Here is an 18106-nt window from a genome sequence, read left to right as displayed (position 1 = left end):
CACCAAAGGCGACGGGCCGCGAACCTGCGGCGTGCGGGCCTCCTCAGTCCAGCGCCGGGAACTCCGCCGGCGGCTTGCGACGGTGGGTCGCCGACTCGTACGCCCCGCCGATCTCGAACAGCGTCTGCTCGCTGAACGGCAGGCCGAGGAACTCGATCCCGACCGGCAGCGCCTCTCTCTTGGGCGGCAGCAGCGCGCCGTCGGCGCCGCGGTCGTAGACCTGCGTCGTGAAGCCCGCCGGCACCGTCATCGCCGGGAAGCCCTTGCTGCTGATGTTGGACCACGACAGGCCGCGGTCGTTCACCGTCGGCTCGGCCGGCGACGTCAGGATGCCGGGCGGGATGTTGCCCGACGGGTAGACGACGGCGTCGAGTCTCATGTCCGCGAAGCAGTTGTAGATCACCGTCTGCCACGCGATCCGGGTCTGCTGCGCGCTCGCCGTGGAAAGCGTCAGCGCGGCGTCGGTTCTCTCCAGGCTCGACTTGCGGTTGGGGAACTTCGGGTCGACCCAGAAGTTCGCCTTGTTGATCAGGTCGGTGAGACTGTGAATCGAGGCGTCACCACGCTCGCGGATGTACGCGTTGAAGTTGTAGCGCGCGTCACCCACGTCGGTGCTCGTGCCGGGGATGTTGCGGGCGCTCGGCCGGCCGGTCGCCGTATGCGGCACCAGCGACTGGTCGAAGTACATGTCCAGCAGCGTCGAGATCTGGTCGCTGCCGGCCGCGAACGTCTCCGGGAACTGCGGGATGAACTGCTGGTTCATCCACTTCGGCACGTATCTGTCGACGCATCTCTGGAACAGCGCGCCGTGCACGCCCGGGTCGACGATCGTCGCGCCGAGCTGCCGCAGATTCGTGATCGCTCTGTCGACGAGGTCGATGCTGTCACCGTCAGCGAGCGTGAACGCGTCCTTGTCCATGTACTCGCGCACGACGCCGATGCGGTACCCGTCCAGGCGCGCCTTGCCCCCGGTGCTGTACGAAGGCTTCGACGCGATCCGGCCGGTGCTGAACGCCGTCATCTCGTCTCTCGGGTCGTAGCCCGCATAGGCGCTCAACATCTTCGCCGTGTCCGCGACGCTGCGACAGATCGGCCCCACGCGCGTCGCCAAACCCTTCTGGATCATGCCGGCCGCGCTGACCAGCTCGCGGGTGGGCGCCATGCCGACGGTGCTGGCGAAGCGGGCCGGCTTGAGGATCGAGCCGCCGGTCTCCTCGCCGATCGAGCAGGTGACGAGGTTCGCGGCGACCGCGACCGCCGAGCCGCCGCTGGAGCCGCCCGGATCGCGCTCGGTGTCGTAGGCGTTGCAGCCGGTGCCGCCGAACGAGCTGCGGGCGTCGCCGCCGGCGTACTCGTCCATGTTCGCCTTCGCGATCACGATCGCGCCGGCCGCGCGCAGCCGCGCGACGACGGTCGAGTCGGCCGGCGGGCGGTCGTTGGCCCAGAAGGCGTCGGCGCCGGACGTCGTGCGCATGTCGAACGTGTCGTACTGGTCCTTGATCGCGACGACGACGCCCTGCAGCGGCAGCAGCTTGCCCGTGCGGGCGAACTGGGCGTCGAGCTTGGCGGCCGTCTCGAGCGCGTCCGGCATGTTCGGGTCGTTGTCGGTCGCGTCGGTCATGCTGCGCGCCTTGCGGTCGTCGAAGCCCCACGCTCTGCGCGCGGCCGGCCGCAGGTTGAGCGTCATCAGCGCGTTGACCTTGCCCGCGTTCGGGATCATCGTGATCGGCCCGAGGACGCCGTCGGGCTGGCTGACGCAGGTGCCGTTGTAGGCCTTGATGCGATCGAGGTAGTCCTCGACGATCTCCGTCGTCGTCACCTTGCGCCGCAGCAGCGCCGTCTGGATGTCGTCGATCGACGCCTCGGCGACCTGGAAGTCACTGTGAGGCGATCTATGAGGCGATCTGTGGTGATTGTCACCGTGACCGTGATGGTGATCGTCGCGGCCGCCGTGCCCCCAGCCGCCGCGATGGTCGTCATGCGCCGAGTGCCCCTTCGGCTTGCCATGCGCGCTGGCGCTCTGGGCGGCGAGTCCCAGACCGACCAGCAATGCGAGCAGGGCGACAAGCGTCGCCCTGCCCCAGGTCCGTTTAATTGCAGGGGCTTTCCTCACGTGCATGCCGCCTCGCTTCTATGAATTGGGCCTTCGAGAGAGCGGCGATCGTATTAGTACGGTGAGAGCCTGACTATGGACCGACGGTCCAATGCTGCTCAGGAGACTGCTCTGGCCGCAGCGCGACCCGCGACGCGGCCGGAGAAGAGGCAGCCGCCGAGGAACGTGCCCTCCAGCGAGCGGTAGCCGTGCATTCCGCCGCCGCCGAAGCCGGCGACCTCGCCGGCCGCGTAGAGGCCGTCGAGCACGCTGCCGTCGGCTCGCAGCGCGCGGGCGTCGAGGTCCGTGTGCAGACCGCCGAGCGACTTGCGCGTCATGATCGACAACCGCACGGCGACCAGCGGGCCCGCCTTCGGGTCGAGGATCCGGTGCGGCGCCGCCACGCGCGTGACCTTGTCGGCGAAGTAGGCGCGAGCGCCGTGGATGCCGGTGATCTGGCCGTCCTTGGAGTACGGGTTCTCGATCTCGCGGTCGCGCGCGTCGATCTGCGCCTTCAGGTCGGCGAGGTCGATCAGCTCCTCCCCCGTCAGCGCGTTCATCCGCCGCACGAGGTCCGGCAGGTTGCGTTCGACGACGAAGTCCGCGCCGCGGTCCATGAACGCCTGCACCGGCGACGGCGGCCCGCTGCCGAGCCGCTCCTTCAGCACCGCGCGCCAGCTCTTGGAGGTCGTGTCGGGGTTCTGCTCGGAGCCCGACAGCGCGAACTCCTTCTCGATGATCTTCCGGGTCAGCACGAACCACGTGTAGTCGTAGCCCGTCTGCTGGATGTGCGCGAGCGTGCCGAGCGTGTCGTAGCCCGGGTAGAGCGGGCCCGGCAGCCGCTTGCCGCGCGCGTCGAACCACAGCGACGACGGCCCAGGGATGATCCGAATCGCGTGCTTGGGCCAGATCGGGCTCCAGTTGTCGAGCCCCTCGACGTAGTGCCACATGCGATCGCCGTTGATCTCGTTCGCACCGGCCGTTCTGGCGATCTCCAGCATCCGCCCGTCGACGTGCGCCGGCACCCCGGACAGCATTCTCCGCGGCGGCGCGCCGAGCCGCTGCGGCCACTTCGCCCGCACCAGCTCGTGGTTGCCGCCGATCCCGCCCGTCGTGACGATCACCGCCTGCGCGTGCAGTTCGAAGTCGCCGGCCTCGGTGCGGCTCGAGGCCGCCCCGCGCACGACCGTGCTCGGCTCCAGGATCCGGCCCGCGACGCCGTCGACCGCGCCGCCGCTGACCGACAGCGCGTCGACACGGTGGCGGAAGCGCAGCTCGACGAGCCCCTTCGCGACCGCCTCGCGCACGCGCCGCTCGAACGGCGCGACAATGCCGGGCCCGGTCCCCCACGTGATGTGGAAGCGGGGCACGGAATTGCCGTGGCCGTCGGCGTGATAGCCGCCGCGCTCGGGCCAGCCGGGGTTCGGGATCCAGCGCATCCCCTGCGCGTGCAGCCAGGCGCGCTTCTCGTGCGTGCAGAAGGCGACGTACGCCTGCGCCCACTTGCGCGGCAGCTCGTCCTCGGCGCGGTCGAACGCGGCCGTGCCCATCCAGTCCTGCAGGGCCAGCTCGTAGGAGTCCTTGATCCGCATCCGGCGCTGCTCGGGGCTGTCGACGAACATCAGGCCGCCGAGCGACCAGAACGCCTGCCCGCCCAGGCTCTGCTCCGGCTCCTGATCCAGCAGGACCACCTTGCGCCCCGCATCGGCCAGCTCCGCGGTGGCGACCAGCCCGGCCAGCCCACCGCCCACGACGATCACATCCGCATCCAAGCTCATCCCCGGCACGCTAGGGCGGCGCGGCCCGGCGCGCGACGGTTGGGGCGACCACGGCGCGCGGCGCGCAATGTGCACGATGCACACCCGAGGACTGACCGATCCGTGAGGACCGACGATCTACTGCTGCTGTGTGACAGCAAACTTGCGCTCCTCCGCGGAAGCGGTCGCGCGCGGCGGCGCGGTCAGAACGGGCCGGCCGGTGCGCGGGAGGCGAGCCAGATCGTGCCGCGGTCGGCCGGGTCGTCGAGGTCGAGTGCGGTCAGCTGCTCGATTCTCGCGACCCGCTGCAGCAGCGTGTTGCGGTGGACCGGCAGCGCGGCCGCGGCGGCCGAGCGCTCGAAGCCGCTGGCCGCAAGCGCGCGCAGCGTGTCGGCGAGGTCGGGCCGACCGACCGCGAGCAGCGGCCCGAAGACGCGTGTGTGCAGCCGTTGGGCGAGCCACGGTGAGCGCGCCAGCAGCAGCTCGGGCAGCCACGCGTCGGGATCGATCACGCCGCGCTGACCTGCGGCCACCGCGAGAGCGACGACCGTGCGCAGATCGGCGAACGTCTCGCCGAGGCTTCCCCGCTCGTGCGGTTCGCCCTGCACCAGCAGCAGCCGCTCCCCCGCCGCCAGCCGCGCGAGGTCGAGCGGCAGGTGCGCAAGCCCGACGACGCGCTGGCCCTCCGAGACGGCGAGGACGTCCGGACCGCGCAGGTGGGCGGCGAGCTGGAGGAGCTGGGCAGCGGGGGCGGCGGGCTGCGCGGGCGAAGCGGCGGGCTGCGCGGACGACGCGGCGGGTCGCGCGGGCGCGGGCCGCGCCGCCGCCAGCGCCGCCACGAACGGTCGATACCTCCCCGCCAGCCGGAATCCGAGCGCGTCGGCAAGGCGTTGGCCGTCGGCACCGGGCTCGTCTTCGGTGAGGATCAGCTCCAGCAGTCGGCGCGCGCGCCGTTCGTGCTGGGAGACGAGCGCGTCGCGCTCCTCGGCGTAGGCGTGCTCGAACACCTGCGAGACGATCTCCAGCCACTCCAGCAGCAGGTCGAAGGCGCCGCCGAGGGCGGCCCGCTCGCGTTCGTCGGCGGCTTCGAGCACGACCTCCCAGCCGGCCCGCATCGCTCGGCGGTAGACGGCGAGGCCCTCCTCAGGCGGCCGGCCCTCCGCGGCGCGCACGCCGATCAGCTCGCGCAGCCGCGCGAGCTCCTGCGGTCTGGGAGCCGCGCCGTCGTCGACCGCCCAGCGCAGGAACGCCTCCAGGTTCCAGCGGATCCCGGCCGGGCCGCGGTCGTCGAGCTGCGTGCGGCCCTCGACGAAGCCCTGGTACTCCGCCATCTCCTCGATGCTCCGCTGCACGCGCGCGACGCACTCGGCCATGTCGATCCGCGCGACCAGGCCCTTCAGCAGCGCGCGGCTCTCCTCGTCGACGGCCATCCCGAGCAGGATCCCACTCCGCCGGGCCGGCCGGCGCCGGCAGCTCGCGCCGGAGCTCAGCCTGCCGGATCCGCGGCGAGCGCGTCCGCCAGCTCGTCGCGACCGCTGATGCCGAGCTTGCGGTAGGCGTTGGCGAGGTGGAACTGGACCGTCTTGGGGACGATCACCGCCTCCCTCGCGATCTCCCTGTTGGTCAGTCCGAGCGCGGCGAGGCGCGCGATCCGTCGTTCGCTCGGCGTCAGCGCCGCGACGCCGGCGGTCGCCACACGACGTGTCCGCGCACCGGTCGCGCGCAGCTCCGCCGCGGCCCGCTCCGCCAGCAGCGTGGCGCCGATCTCGGTCGCGAGCGCGAGGCCTTCGCGCAGGCTGGCGCGGGCGTCGTCGGCCCTGCTCGTCGCGCGCGCGCCATCCACCGCCCCCGTTGCGGGCGCCGCGTCAGCCCCGTTCGTCGCGCGCGCGTCATCCACCGCGGACGCGCGCCGCAGCGCCGCCCCCAGCTCCACCAGCGCGCGGGCGCGTTCCAGGCGGGCTGGCGAGTCTGCGAGCGCGGCGGCCGACTCGCGCAGCAGCGCGAGGCCGGCTTCCCCGCCGGCGACGACGCCCGCCGCGCGCAGCGACGCGCCGAGCGGGCGTGCGAGGCCGATCGCCCGCGCCAGCGCGACCTCCTCCTGCGCCAGCTCCACAGCGCGCTCGCGGTCGCCCTCCTGCAGGTGCGCGAGCGCGGCCTGGGAGCGCCACGGGCAGAACGGATGGCCCGTGTCCATCGCGGAGATCAGCGCCCCGCACGCCTCGAACGCCTGCGCTGCGGCCCGGCCGTCGCCGCGTATCAGCGCGAGCCGCCCCTGCGCCTCCAGCAGCATCGCGTAGGGGATCGAGCCGGCCCATTTCTCGGCCGCGTCGGGGACGTCGAGCGCCGTGTCCGCCTCGACCACGTCGCCGCGCTCGATCGCGACGAGCGCGATCACCGCGCGCGCCGACGGCTCGTACATCTTCCAACCGGGCGTCGCGAGCGCGACGCGAGCGTCGGCGTCGGCCGCCGCGAGCCGGCCGCAGTAGTAGTGCGGCCACGCGCGCAGATAGGCGGCGGTCGCAAGCTGGTGGGCCGCGCCGTTGCGCTCCGCATGCGCGACCGCGGCGTCGAGCACCTGCTCGGATTCGTCGAGCGCGTCGGACCAGGTCAGCGTCGCCGCGATCTGCGACAGCACGATCCCCTGCGCGTCCAGCTCGTCGAGCACGCGCCCGTGCGCCCACGCCCGCAGCGCGAGCGCGATCGCCTGCTGCGGCGGCGCGCAACGGATTCCCTGCTCCAGCGCGACCTCCGCCAGCAGCGCCCGCTCGCCGCGCGTCGTCCCGTCCGCCATCGTCTCCAGCAACGGCGCCAGCCGCCGCTGCGCCTCCGGCCGCAACGAGGTCTCGAAGCGCGCCGCGCTGATGTAGCCGGCACGCAGCTCGGTCTGCAGCTCGGCGAGGATCGCGTCGGCGGCGGCCGGCCGCGCGCCTGCGCTCGCAGCGGTGCCGATCACGCCCGCGGCGTCGAGCACGTCCAGCCCGCGATCGAACGCCTTCGCCGCCTCCAGCAGCGCGCCGCCCGCGAAGCGGGTGCGGCCGATCCACAGCAGCGCCTCGGCGCGCTCGCGCGGGGTGTCGAGCAGGTCGAGCGCGCGCGTCAGCGTCTCGGCGGCGTCGGGGAGGCCGGCGGCGGCCTCGGCGCGGCCCAGCTCCAGCAGCGTCTCGGCCAGCTGCCAGTCGGGCGGCGGCTCCTCCAGCGCACGGCGCAGGTAGGCGATCGCCGACTCAGGCACCGCGCGGGCGCGTGCCTGTCGCGCCGCGGCGTGCAGCAGCTCGACAGCCTGCGGATCGCGCGCCGGCAGCGCCCGCATCAGATGCGCGGCGATCCGTTCGCTGTCGGCGCGGTCGGCCGCGAGCTGCCGCGCCGCGGCCGCGTGCAGCCGTCCGCGGCTGGCCGGCTCGAGATGGTCGTGCAGCGACGCGCGCACGACCGGATGCGCGAACGCGAGCGGCTCGACCTGCGCCAGCACGCCCGCCTCCAGCAACCGGTCAGCCGCCGCGGCGGCGCGGTCGAGGTCGGCGCCGCACAGCCGCGCCGCCTGCCGCAGCGACGCCCCGTCGCCGAGCACCGCGGCCGCCAGCGCCAGCTCGCCGGCCAGCGGCGGCAACCGCCCGAGCTGCGCCTGCACGTACCGCGCGATCGCCAGGACGCCGCCCAGGTCCGCCGCGCCGCCAACGCCCGCCGCGCCTGCCGGCCCGCCGCCCGCCGCGCCCCCAGCGGCCAGCTCGACAGCGGCCTCGCCCAGCTCCCCTCGCGTCGCCACATCGCTCAGCAGCGCCTTCAGCAGCAGCGGATTGCCGCTGGTCACCTCCACGCACGCGGTCAGGAAGGTGTCGGGCGCGGCGGCGAGACCGGCGGCGGCCGCGAGCCTGGCGATGTCGCGAAGCGGAAGCGGGCGGGGGCGCACGACGGTCGCCGCCGGCTCGAAGCGGAAGCGCTCAAGACCGGCCGGGTCGGCGGGCGGCTCGCCCGCGCGCAGCGCCGCGGCGACCGCGATCGGCTGGCCCTCCAGCCGCGCGGCCAGGTGCGCGAGCACCCGCAGCGAGCCGGCGTCGACCCACTGCAGGTCGTCGACGACCACCAGCAGCGGCTGTCGCGCGGCGGCGTTGGCGAGCAGCCGGTAGGCGCCGTGCGCGAACTGCTGCGCCGCATCGGCGTGCGCGAGCGGCCGGCCCGGCGACAGCAGCGGCTCGATCAGTCTGGCGGCGCCGGCGAACAGCTCGGCGCGCTCGGCGCCGGTCACGTCGGCGAGCGGCTCGACCAGCTCCAGCGCGATCCCGAAGGCGACCTCCGTCGCGAGCGGGTCGGCGCGCGCTGACAGCACCCGCAGCCCGCTGCGCCGCGCGACCGCGTCGATCTCGCGCAGCAGCCGCGTCTTGCCGATCCCGGCAGCTCCCTCCAAGACGAGATGCCGGCCCTCCCCGCGACGGGCGCCGTCGAGCAGCTCGACGAGCGCGTCCAGCTCCAGGTCGCGGCCCAGCAGCGGATCGCTCGTCGCTGCGGGACGGAGGTCGGCGCGCACGGGCGGCATCTTAGAACGTCGCTGGCGCGATGACACCCTATGGCGGTGTGACAGGTGAGGATCTAGGATCCGGCAGTCTGCGCTGGGCAGGCCCATTCGATCAGGGAGGACCTTCACATGAACCGTCGGCAGCTTCGCGCTCTCGCCGTCACCGGAGCGCTCGCGCTCGCGAGCCTCGGTGCATCATCGGCCGTCAGCGCCGCGCCCGTGGCGAAGGCGGCGAAGACCTGCAGCGTCAAGGGCAAGGAGCAGACCTACGGCCCCAGCTACGTCACCTCGCTGAGCGTGACCGGGGTCAGCTGCGGTGAGGGCGAGAAGGTCGTGCGCGCGTACTACAGATGCCGCGCGGTCAACGGCCCCGCCGGTCGCTGCGTGAGAAAGGTCCGCGGCTTCGCCTGCACCGAGCAGCGCGCCGGGATCGCGACGCAATTCGACGCAAGAGTGACGTGCAAGAAGAGAGGCGCGACCGTCCGCCACTCCTACACGCAGAACACGTAGGCCGCGCAGCGCTCCTGCCGCGCACGACCGCGCGCGGCATGCGCCCGGCGTCTGGCGCGGGGCGGGCGGCGCGGTCTACCCGACCGCACCGTCCGCCCGCATCGCTCTGATCAACAGGCTCGTCGCGATCTCGTTGCCGGACCAGGACAGGTGGTAGCCGTCGGATTCGCGCACGGTGACCCAGCGGCCGTCGTATTCCATCGCGGAGCGGAAGTGGCCGCCGGGGGTGAAGACCGGGCGGATGTCGATCACTCTGACGGTGTCCGGGAAGCGTCTGGCGGCGCGGACGATCGCGGGGTTCACGGCCGCGACGATCCCGGCCAGTTCGCCGGAGGACGGGGTCGGCAGCGTGAACCAGTAGACGCGACCGCGGCCACCGCGCGAGAACGACCGCATCATGTCGGCGACGCGCCGCTCGTAGCCGGCGATCCAGTCGCCGCCGCAGCAGTTGACGCTGCGCCCGTCCTTGGGCCGCGGCAGCGGGAAGCCCTCGTTGCCGCCGATGTAGACCACCGTCACGTCCGGGCGAAAGCCGTCGGCCATGCCGCGCGCATGCGCGTTCCAGTCGAACATGAACGGCTTCGAGATCCCGGTGCTGACGTGGGCGTCGCTCTTCACGTCGGCGCGGCCCCGCAGCGATGCGGCGAGGATCTCGTCGATCCCCTGTATCTCCGAGTCGCCCGTCGCCAGCAGCCGCGCGCGCCCCGGCGCGACGACCGTCTCGGCCCGCAGCTTCTGCCATCTCGTCGTCGCCTCGACCCCCCAGACGCCTCCGCGCGGCGGCGTCAGCCCGACCGTCGTGCTGCGCTTGCGCCCGTCGAACTCGACGACTCTGCAGATCGCCGCGGCGCCGGCGGTGCTCGCGCACACCTGCGCGCGCAGCTCGCCGCCGCCGTGCCAGGCATCGGCGACGCGCACGCGGATCGCGCTGTGAACACGTCCGCGTCTGGGTGCGCTGAAGCTGAGACGGTCGGCGCAGGAGGGGGTTCTGACGGACGCGCTGACGGTCTCCTCACCGACGCGCGCAACGAAGCGGCGTCCTTGACGATCGCATCGCCACGGCGTGGATCTGCGGAGCGTGATCGTGCCAGAGGAGGGAACTGTGATCGTTCGGATCAGCGCCTGGCGACTGCGCACCCGCTCCGTGAGCGTGACGACTGCCCCAGGGTCACCGTTGACCTCGAGCGCAACCCATCCTTCTCTCCCTGCCGCAACGAGTCTGATCGGCGTGGGAGCGGCCGCCCCCACCCCGACGACGACAAGTGCCGCCGCGGCCATCAGTGCGGCCGTTCTCATGGCTCGAAGTCCTCCCCCAGCGCACGCTGGACCTCGTCGGCGGCGACTTCGGCACCGGCCTCGTTCAAGTGGATGCCGTCGGATTCGCGCACCAGCGTCGACGTGCCGTCGACGTCGATCGCGTCCTCGTAGCGCTCGCCGGGCGTGAAGACGCCGACCATGTCGAGCACCCGCACCTGGTTGGCCCACGGCTGCGCGGCGACGTCGATCGCGGCGTTGACCGTGCGCGCGATCGGCTGGCGGTCTCTGTCGCGCGGGGTCGGGAGCGTCAGCCAGTAGACGCGCGCGGCGCCGGCGCGGCGGTAAGCGTCCATCATCGTGCGCACGCGCGTTGCGTAGACGGCGGCCCAGTCGGCGCCGCAGCAGTCGAGCTGCCCGCCGCCGGGACCGTCCATCGGGAAGCCCTCGTTGGCGCCGATGAAGACGACGACGGCGTCCGCCGCTCTCGCCGCCTGCTCGTGCGAGAGCTTGCCCCAGTCCAGCAGCGCGGTCTTCGAGATGCCGGTGCCGACGTGCGCCTCGCGCAGCACTCTGACGCCGTCGCCGACGAGCCGGCGCGCGAGCACCGCGTCGAGCGGCATCGCGAGCGAGTCGCCCGTCACCAGCAGCGTTCTCAACTGGAGCTTCGGCGGCGCTCTCTCGCCCAGCTCCGAGGCGGTGAAGGCGTCCGGCGAGACCGGCGGGACGCCGAGCGGCTCGCCGCCGGCCGCTGGGCCCGCGCCGGAACCACCAGCCCCAGCCGCCACCGTCGAGAACCCGCCCGCACCCCCGCCGAGGTCCGCATCCGGCGACAGGAACGCGGTCGCGCGACGACTCGCGTCCTGGAATGGGAGCCGGTCCGCGATCGCGCCGACCGGCTTGCCGACGCCCTTGACGACCGTGCGCTCCAGGCCCGGCTGCATCTCGTCCGCGTCGTGCAGCAGCGAGCCGCCGCCGAACAGCGCCAGCAGACCGACGAGCAGGAGCACGGCGAGGACCGAATCGCGGGCCGAGAAACGGCGCAGGCCGAGTCGGTCGAAGCGGTTGAGGCGGCCGTCGCCCTCCAGCTCCAGCTGCTCCCCCTCCCTGTCCCCCATCGCGCGCATGCTGACCGACCCCCTCAGAACTGGAAGTAGATGAACGGCGGGACGCCCTGGCTGGGCACGGTCGCCATCACGAACACGATCACGACGGCGACGCCAGCCGCCAGCACGAGCGGGTTGAGCCGCTCGATCCGCACCTGCGTCGCCTCGATCCAGCGCGGTGGCAGCAGCTGCAGCCCGACCACGAGCACGACGACGCCGACCGCGGTCGCGCTCCACAGCGTCGGCGCGGAGAAGACCGTCAACTGGTGCAGCAGCGCGCCGACGACGTCGAGCCCCTGCGCGCGGAAGAGGATCCACGCGAACACGACGAGGTGGAAGGTGAGCAGCCAGCGCAGCCAGCGCGGCACCCGCTCGATCCGCCTGCCGATCGCGTGCTCGGCGACGAGGCCGACGCCGTGGAACGCGCCCCACAGCACGAACGTCCACGCCGCGCCGTGCCACAGCCCGCCGAGCACCATCGTCAGCAGCAGGTTGCGGTAGGTCTTCCAGCGCCCGCCGCGGTTGCCGCCGAGCGGGATGTAGAGGAAGTCGCGCAGGAAGCGCGACAGCGTCATGTGCCAGCGGCGCCAGAACTCGCGCAGGCTGAGCGAGCGGTACGGGCTGTCGAAGTTCTGCGGGAAGACGAAGCCCATCAGCAGCGCGAGGCCGATCGCGATGTCGGTGTAGCCGGAGAAGTCGCAGTAGATCTGGGCCGCGTAGGCGTACGAGGCCAGCAGCACGTCGAGCGCGCCGTACGCCTCCGGCACGCTGAAGACGGGATCGACGACCGTCCGCGCGAGGAAGTCGGCGAGCGCGACCTTCTTCACCAGGCCCAGCGCGATCAGCGCCAGGCCCGAGCCGACCGCGACCTTCGACGGGTCGCGCGGCCGCGCGAGCTGCGGCAGGAACTCTCTCGCGCGCACGATCGGGCCCGCGACGAGGTGCGGGAAGAAGCTCAGGTAGATCGCCACGTCGAGCGTCGAAGACGGCACGATCTCGCGCCGTCTGACGTCGACCACGTACGAGATCGCCTGGAACGTGAAGAAGCTGACGCCGACCGGCAGCGCGATCGTCAGCAGCGGCAGCGGCATGCCGAGGCGGATCGCGTCGAGCGCGTCGCCGACGTCCTGGACGAAGAAGGCGTAGTACTTGAAGACGCCGAGCAGCAGCAGGTCGCCCGCGACCGCGACCCGCACGATCCAGTTGCGGCGCGCGTCGTCGTCGGTGCGGTGCAGCAGGACCGCGCCGAGCTGGTTCCACCCCGTGACGAGCGCCAGCAGCAGGCAGAACTTCCAGTTCGCGCCCGCGTAGAAGGCGTAGCTGGCGAGCACGATGAACGGCTTCCACAGCCCCTGACGCGGCATCAGCCACCACGACAGCGCGAGCACGATCGGGAAGAAGATCGCGAACTCGACGGTTGGGAAGAGCATCTCTCGTGGGTCCGGTTCCGTGTCCCGCGCGCGCGGCTGCGTATGCGGCGCGGGGATCCTGTCAGAGTCCTGACGCATGCGCCTCACCGCTGCAGTCTTCGCGACCGTCTCGGCCTTGACCCTCGCCGCTGCGCCCGCATTCGCCGACTGCGGCAGCGTCCACGAATACCCCGCCAGGAAGGACATCGGGCCGGGTCTCGCGCCGCTGGCGATCGGCGACTCGGCGATGCTGCTGGCGCTGCCGGACCTCGCGCGCGCCGGCTTCGACGCCAACGCGCACGGCTGCCGCGACATGCACGAGGGACTCGCGCTGCTGCGCGCTCGCGCCGCCGCCGGCGCGCTGCCGGACGTCGTCGTGATCGCGCTCGGCGCCAACGCCTCGATCGACGCGCGCCAGGTCAGCGCCGCGCTGCACCGGCTCGGCAGAACGCGCCGGCTGGTGCTCGTCACCCCGCGCGAGCTGGGCGGCTGGTCGGGCGAGGACGCGCGCACGGTGCGCGCGTTCGGCAAGCGGCTGCCCAGACGCGTCGGCGTGCTCGACTGGGTCGCCCACAGCCGCGGCCACACGAGCTGGTTCCAGCCCGACGGGCTGCACCTGACGTTCGACGGCGCGCGGGCGTTCACGAAGCTGCTGGCGCGGGCGCTGCCGAGACGCGGGCGCTGATTCGGCGCAAGCGGCGCGGCGCGGCGCGACCGTCTCCGGCCGCGCCACGCGTGCCGCCCGCTGCGACTACGCCAACGTGAACTGACCGACGAGCCGTTCCAGCTCCTCGGCCGTGCGCGCCAGCTCCTGTGCCGAGGCCGCGATCTCCTGCGTCGAGGCGCTCGTCTGCTGCGTCGAGGCGGAGACCTGCTCGGTCGATGCGCTCGACTGCTCGGCGATCGACGCGACGTCGGCCATGTTCTCCTCCATCTGCGTCGCGCGCTGCGCGATCTCCGTCACCGCGCCGGCGATCTGCGCGATGCGGCCGTTCATGTCCTCGACGCTCGACCCGATCCGGTCGAACGCGAGGCCGGCCTGCTCGACCGTCTGCGCGCCGTGCTCGGTCTGCCGCGCGCCGTCCTCGACGACGTCGACAGCCCGGCCCGTCTCGGACTGGATCTCCTTGATCAGCTCCGAGATCGAGCGCGCCGCCTGCTGCGACTCCTCGGCCAGCTTGCGGACCTCCTCGGCGACGACCGCGAAGCCGCGCCCCTGCTCGCCCGCGCGCGCCGCCTCGATCGCGGCATTCAGCGCAAGCAGGTTCGTCTGCTCCGCGATGCCGGTGATCGTGGCGACGATCCCGCCGATCTGCTCGGACTTCGAGCCCAGCTGGCGGATCGTGCCGGTGACCTCCGAGGACGACGCGCGCACCGCGCTCATCGCCTCGGTCGCCTGCCGGATCGTCTCCGCGCCCTCCGCCGCGACCGCGCGCGCCTGATCGGCGGCGTGGGCGGTCTGCTCGGCGTTGTCGGCCGACTGGCGCGTCGCCGAGACGACCTCGCCCGTGAGCGTGCGCGCCTCGCCGACGGTCCGCACCTGACGCTCCGCGCCAGCCGCGACCTCGCCGACCGCGGATGCGATCTCGTTGACCGCGCGCCCGGACTCGTCCGACGTCGTCGCCATCTGCTGCGACGCCGCCGCGACCGCCTGCGACTCGCGCGCGATCTGCTGCAGCATCTGCGCCACACGCGCGCGCATCGCGTTGTAGCTGGAGATCGAGCTCTGCGTACGGCCGAGCATCCCGTTGAAGATCGTCGCCAGGCGGCCCGCGTCGCGGCCCTCCTCGGCGTCGATCGTCCGCGTCGCGATCGCGACGTCGACGGTCAGGTCGCCGTTGGCGACGGCCGTCAGCGCGAGCTCCAGGTCGGCGAGGTCGCGCATGCTGAGCGAATCCATCCGCTCGATCAGCGCGTCGAGCGACGACTGGTCGCCGAGCGCCGCCCGCAGGTCCGCCGACATCTCCTGGAACGCGAGCCCGAGCGCGTCGCGCTCGGACTTCGGCAGCACCTCGACGGACAGGTCGCCGGCCGCGATCCGCCGCGCCGCCTGCGCCATCTCCTCGAGGTAGGCGATCATCTCTCTGAACGCCTCCGCGGTCTCGCCGATCTCGTCACGCGACTTGACCTCGACGGTCTGCTCGACGTCGCCCTTCGCGATCCCGCGCGCCGCGCGCATCATCTGCCCGACGCCGCCCGAGATCTGCCGCGACAGCAGCATCGCGATCAGCAGCGCGACGACGACCGCGACGACCGCCAGCCCGATCAGCAGCGTGCGAGCGCTCGACGCCGTGTCGCCGGCGTCGGTGACGGCCGTCGCCGCGTTCGCGACCTGCGAGGCACGGATGTCCTGGACCGCCGCGTCGATTCTCGCGGTCGCCTCCGCCGCACCCTCGCTCGAGTAGACCGCGAGCGCCTCGTCGATGCTGCCGGCGTCCGCGAAGTCGCGCACCGGCTCCACCGCTCTCAGATACGCCTGCCACGCCTCGTCGAGCGCTGCCCATCTGGCGAGCAGGTCCGCTCTGCCGGCGTTGAGCTTGACCGCCGCGTCGATCCCGCCGTCGGCGGCGTCGACGTCACTGCCAAGCTCGCTCGCGACTCTGCCGGTGTCGCCTCTGCGCTGTGCGACGCCGATGTACTGCGGGACGTCGCCCATGTAGGCGTTCATCCCGTTGCTCGCAGTCAGCAGCGCCTGCGAGCGCGGGATGATGTTGTCGCCGAGCGTGTCGGCCGTGCTTCTGACGCTGCCGATCTTCGCAACACCCACGATCGAGACGATCACGAGCAGCGCGACGACGACGAGGAAGCTTCCGAGCAGCTTTGTCCTGACGCTGAGTCGCACCTCTCACCCCCCTTTGGAGTCGATCCGGAAATGCACACGTTTGCATCCCGTCGTGCGCACTCCGCTTGTTCTGGCTGTCAACCGCGGATGATCGGACGCTTGCCGCCGATCTGAAGCCGGTTGCTCGAGAACGCCGTCGCGCCAGATCCACGGGTTCGAGGAGCATCGTCCGGAAACCCGGCCGCCGCGGCCCAGACGTCGATCCTGCTCGACGCGAACGAGAGCCCCGCCCCGCCGCTCGCGCTCGCGGGCCGCGCGCTCGCCGCCAACCGCTACCCGGAGCCGCAGCCGCGCGAGCTGCTGGAGCGGTTCGCCGTCGCGTACGGCGTCGAACCCGGCGGGCTGCTGCTGACGCGCGGCGCGTCGGAGGGGATCGACCTGCTGGTGCGGGCCTTCTGGACGAGAACGACGCGATGCTGGCAGCGTTCAGCGACTACGCCTCGGCGGCGACGGCGATCGGGGCCGTGCGGGGCTGAGCGGCGGCAGGCGCGCGACGCGCCCGCTCAGACGAGCGCCATCGGGGCGTCGGCGGGCGAGGCAGCGAGCGCGACGGATGCCGGCCGACGGCGCCGGCGCGGTCTCAGCAGTGTTTGGGCGAGCGCGTCGAGGGCGAAGCCGAGGATGCCGATCGCGACGATCACCGCCATCAGGTCCTCGTAGGCGAGCTGGTCGCGGGCGTTGAGGACGGCGTAGCCGAGGCCCGACTGGACGCCGAGCATCTCGGCCGGGACGAGCACGATCCAGGCGACGCCGAGCGCGAGCCGCACACCGGTCAGCACGTGCGGGCGGATCGCGGGCAGCACGACCCCGCGCAGCAGCTCGTGACGGGCGGCGCCGAGCGCGCGCGCCGTCAGCAGCCAGTCGGGATCGGCCGCGCGCACGCCCGCGGCCGTGTTGAGCGCGATCGGCCAGATCGCGGCGGCCGCCACCAGCGCCTCGACCGGCCGGCTGCCGACGCCGAGCGCGATCACCGCGATCGGCGTCCACGACAGCGGCGAGGTCATCCGCAGCAGTTGGAACAGCGCCCCGGTCGCCCGGTCGAAGATCCGCACGCCGCCGACCAGCAGGCCGAGCGGGATCCCGATCAGCGCGGCCGCGCCGAGGCCGATCGCGAGCCGCGCCGAGCTCGTCGCCGCGTCTTCGACCAGTGTCCCGTCGCGCACGAGCGAGACGAGCGCCGGCAGCGCCTCCTCCGGCGAGAACGCGTGCGCGATGCTCTGCGGCGCCGGCACGACGTCGGTCGCGACCCACCACAGCAGCACCGCGAGCGCGAGCACGGCGAGCTGGAGCGTCAGGGTCGTCGCGGCGGTGCGCAGGCGCACGACGGCGGCGCCGCCACCGCGGCTCGCCTTCGCACGGCCGTCGATCGGGTCGACCACGGCGTCGGACCGCAGCGGCGTCACGGCGCGATCTCCTCGTGGCGGCGGTAGCTGTCCGGGAGGCCGAAGGCGCGGGCGCCGCCGGCGGCCTCGATCGCTCTGCGCACGAGCGCGTCGTCGACCAGCTCGGCGTGCGCGTCGGCGGCGTCGAGGCCGTCCAGGAACGAGAGGTCGCCGTCCACGACGGTCGTGCGCAGCTGCTCGATCAGCGCCGCGGTGTACGACGGGAACGGGTAGCCCTGGAAGTCGATCCGGCGCTCTCTCCAGCGCGGGTGCGTGATCGCCGCGTCGCGCGTGTAGGCGGGGTCGGCGTCGTGCGTCAGCGCCCACTTCACGACCGGATCGGGCTGCGGCAGGTAGCGCTGCTGCGTCAGCGTCGCGGCGGCCCGCGCGGGATCCTCGCGCGTGGCCCTCTGCGCGTCCACGACCGCGCCGACGAAGCCGGCCGCGACGTCCGGGCGCTCCTCCAGCAACCGCTCGTCGACGGCGACGACGCAGCAGGCGTGGTCGCGCCAGACGTCGCCGCTGAAGCGCAGGATCTTGCCGATCCCGCTCAGCTCCGCGGCCGCGTTGAACGGGTCCGCGACGATGTAGCCGGCGATCGAGCCCTGCGCCAGCGCGGGCGGCATGTCGGGCGGGGCCATCACGATCAGCTTCACGCTCTTCGCCGTGCGCGACGCGTCGCCGGAGACGATCGCCGTGAGGCCCTCGGCGCGCAGGATCATCTGCAGCGCGATGTTGTGGACCGAGAACCAGCCCGGGATCGCGACCGTCTGCCCCGCCAGCTCGCGCACGCTGACGACCTGCGGCCGCACCGTCAGTGCCGAGCCGTTGGTGTGGTTCCAGGCGATCACCTTCGCGGGGAACCTGCGCTGGAAGCGCAGCTGCAGCGCGAGCGGCATCAGGATGTGGACCGCGTCGACCGCGCCGCCTTGGAACGCTTCGGCCAGCGCGGGCCACGAACGCAGCAGCGTCGGTCTCGGCACGTCGACGCCGTGTCTGTCGTAGAGCCCGTCCGCGTGCGCGACCAGCAGCGGCGTGGCGTCGGTGATCGGCAGGTAGCCGACCTTGACGACCCGATCGCTCGCCTTGGCGCCATTCGTACTCGTGGGGCGCACCAGCGAGCCACCATCGACACCGCTGTTGCCGCACGCAGCCAGAACACTGGCGCTGGCGACGGTGATCCCAGCGGCGGCGGTGCGGCGGAGGAAGTCTGTACGTGTCAGTTCGTTCATCGTGTCCTCCGC

General features: G+C 72.9%; 12 protein-coding genes. 2 read left to right on the top strand and 10 right to left on the bottom strand.

Features of this window, described 5'->3' with window-relative positions:
• Positions 1–43: 43 nt before the first annotated feature.
• From Q7L65_RS18235 to Q7L65_RS18220, 4 genes are all read right to left on the bottom strand, one after another.
• Complete coding sequence (locus tag Q7L65_RS18235; protein ID WP_304723280.1) at positions 44–2113, bottom strand: amidase; 2070 nt, start codon at positions 2111–2113, stop codon at positions 44–46.
• Positions 2114–2211: 98 nt separating this feature from the next.
• Positions 2212–3870 carry an FAD-binding dehydrogenase gene (locus tag Q7L65_RS18230; RefSeq protein ID WP_304723279.1) on the bottom strand — a complete coding sequence of 553 codons (1659 nt, stop codon included), beginning with the start codon at positions 3868–3870 and terminating at the stop codon, positions 2212–2214.
• 182 nt (positions 3871–4052) lie between these two features.
• Positions 4053–5279: a CdaR family transcriptional regulator gene (locus Q7L65_RS18225; protein WP_304723276.1), complete on the bottom strand. Its 1227-nt coding sequence runs from the start codon at positions 5277–5279 to the stop codon at positions 4053–4055.
• Between the two features lie 56 nt (positions 5280–5335).
• Entirely contained in the window at positions 5336–8371 is a 3036-nt protein-coding gene (locus Q7L65_RS18220) for a LuxR family transcriptional regulator (RefSeq protein ID WP_304723274.1), read from the bottom strand.
• A 117-nt stretch (positions 8372–8488) separates the two neighbouring features.
• Between Q7L65_RS18220 and Q7L65_RS18215 the strand changes: the two genes are divergently transcribed.
• The gene (locus Q7L65_RS18215) at positions 8489–8869 is read left to right on the top strand and encodes a hypothetical protein (protein WP_304723272.1); all 381 of its coding nucleotides are present in this window, start codon (positions 8489–8491) and stop codon (positions 8867–8869) included.
• Positions 8870–8944: 75 nt separating this feature from the next.
• Here Q7L65_RS18215 and Q7L65_RS18210 read toward each other — a convergent pair whose 3' ends face one another.
• The 3 genes from Q7L65_RS18210 to Q7L65_RS18200 all read right to left on the bottom strand — a co-directional run bounded on the left by Q7L65_RS18210 (position 8945) and on the right by Q7L65_RS18200 (position 12659).
• Entirely contained in the window at positions 8945–9787 is an 843-nt protein-coding gene (locus Q7L65_RS18210) for a hypothetical protein (RefSeq protein WP_304723270.1), read from the bottom strand.
• Positions 9788–10161: 374 nt separating this feature from the next.
• On the bottom strand, positions 10162–11241 hold the full coding sequence (locus Q7L65_RS18205; protein ID WP_304723268.1) for a GDSL-type esterase/lipase family protein: 1080 nt from the start codon (positions 11239–11241) through the stop codon (positions 10162–10164).
• 23 nt (positions 11242–11264) lie between these two features.
• Entirely contained in the window at positions 11265–12659 is a 1395-nt protein-coding gene (locus Q7L65_RS18200) for an MBOAT family protein (protein ID WP_304723266.1), read from the bottom strand.
• A gap of 115 nt (positions 12660–12774) precedes the next feature.
• Between Q7L65_RS18200 and Q7L65_RS18195 the strand changes: the two genes are divergently transcribed.
• On the top strand, positions 12775–13323 hold the full coding sequence (locus Q7L65_RS18195) for a hypothetical protein (protein ID WP_304723262.1): 549 nt from the start codon (positions 12775–12777) through the stop codon (positions 13321–13323).
• A 66-nt stretch (positions 13324–13389) separates the two neighbouring features.
• Here the strand turns inward: Q7L65_RS18195 and Q7L65_RS18190 are convergent, their stop codons facing one another.
• From Q7L65_RS18190 to Q7L65_RS18180, 3 genes are all read right to left on the bottom strand, one after another.
• The gene (locus Q7L65_RS18190; RefSeq protein ID WP_304723260.1) at positions 13390–15480 is read right to left on the bottom strand and encodes a methyl-accepting chemotaxis protein; all 2091 of its coding nucleotides are present in this window, start codon (positions 15478–15480) and stop codon (positions 13390–13392) included.
• Between the two features lie 503 nt (positions 15481–15983).
• A complete protein-coding gene (locus Q7L65_RS18185) occupies positions 15984–16874 on the bottom strand; it encodes an ABC transporter permease (RefSeq protein ID WP_370552589.1) in 891 nt (296 codons plus the stop codon).
• Positions 16875–16879: 5 nt separating this feature from the next.
• Complete coding sequence (locus Q7L65_RS18180) at positions 16880–17977, bottom strand: ABC transporter substrate-binding protein (protein WP_304723247.1); 1098 nt, start codon at positions 17975–17977, stop codon at positions 16880–16882.
• Positions 17978–18106: the final 129 nt, after the last annotated feature.

It is taken from the genome of Conexibacter sp. CPCC 206217 (assembly GCF_030646165.1).
Taxonomy (GTDB): domain Bacteria; phylum Actinomycetota; class Thermoleophilia; order Solirubrobacterales; family Solirubrobacteraceae; genus Conexibacter.
Note: the sequence above shows the minus strand (reverse complement) of the source record. Positions and strands in the feature narration are given on the sequence as shown.

Bases quoted from the DNA above. Each gene is read 5' to 3' on its own strand.
- Q7L65_RS18215 (WP_304723272.1), top strand. From the start codon at position 8,489: ATGAACCGTCGGCAGCTTCGCGCTCTCGCCGTCACCGGAGCGCTCGCG.
- Q7L65_RS18225 (WP_304723276.1), bottom strand. From the start codon at position 5,279: ATGGCCGTCGACGAGGAGAGCCGCGCGCTGCTGAAGGGCCTGGTCGCG.
- Q7L65_RS18200 (WP_304723266.1), bottom strand. From the start codon at position 12,659: ATGCTCTTCCCAACCGTCGAGTTCGCGATCTTCTTCCCGATCGTGCTC.
- Q7L65_RS18230 (WP_304723279.1), bottom strand. From the start codon at position 3,870: ATGAGCTTGGATGCGGATGTGATCGTCGTGGGCGGTGGGCTGGCCGGG.
- Q7L65_RS18205 (WP_304723268.1), bottom strand. From the start codon at position 11,241: ATGGGGGACAGGGAGGGGGAGCAGCTGGAGCTGGAGGGCGACGGCCGC.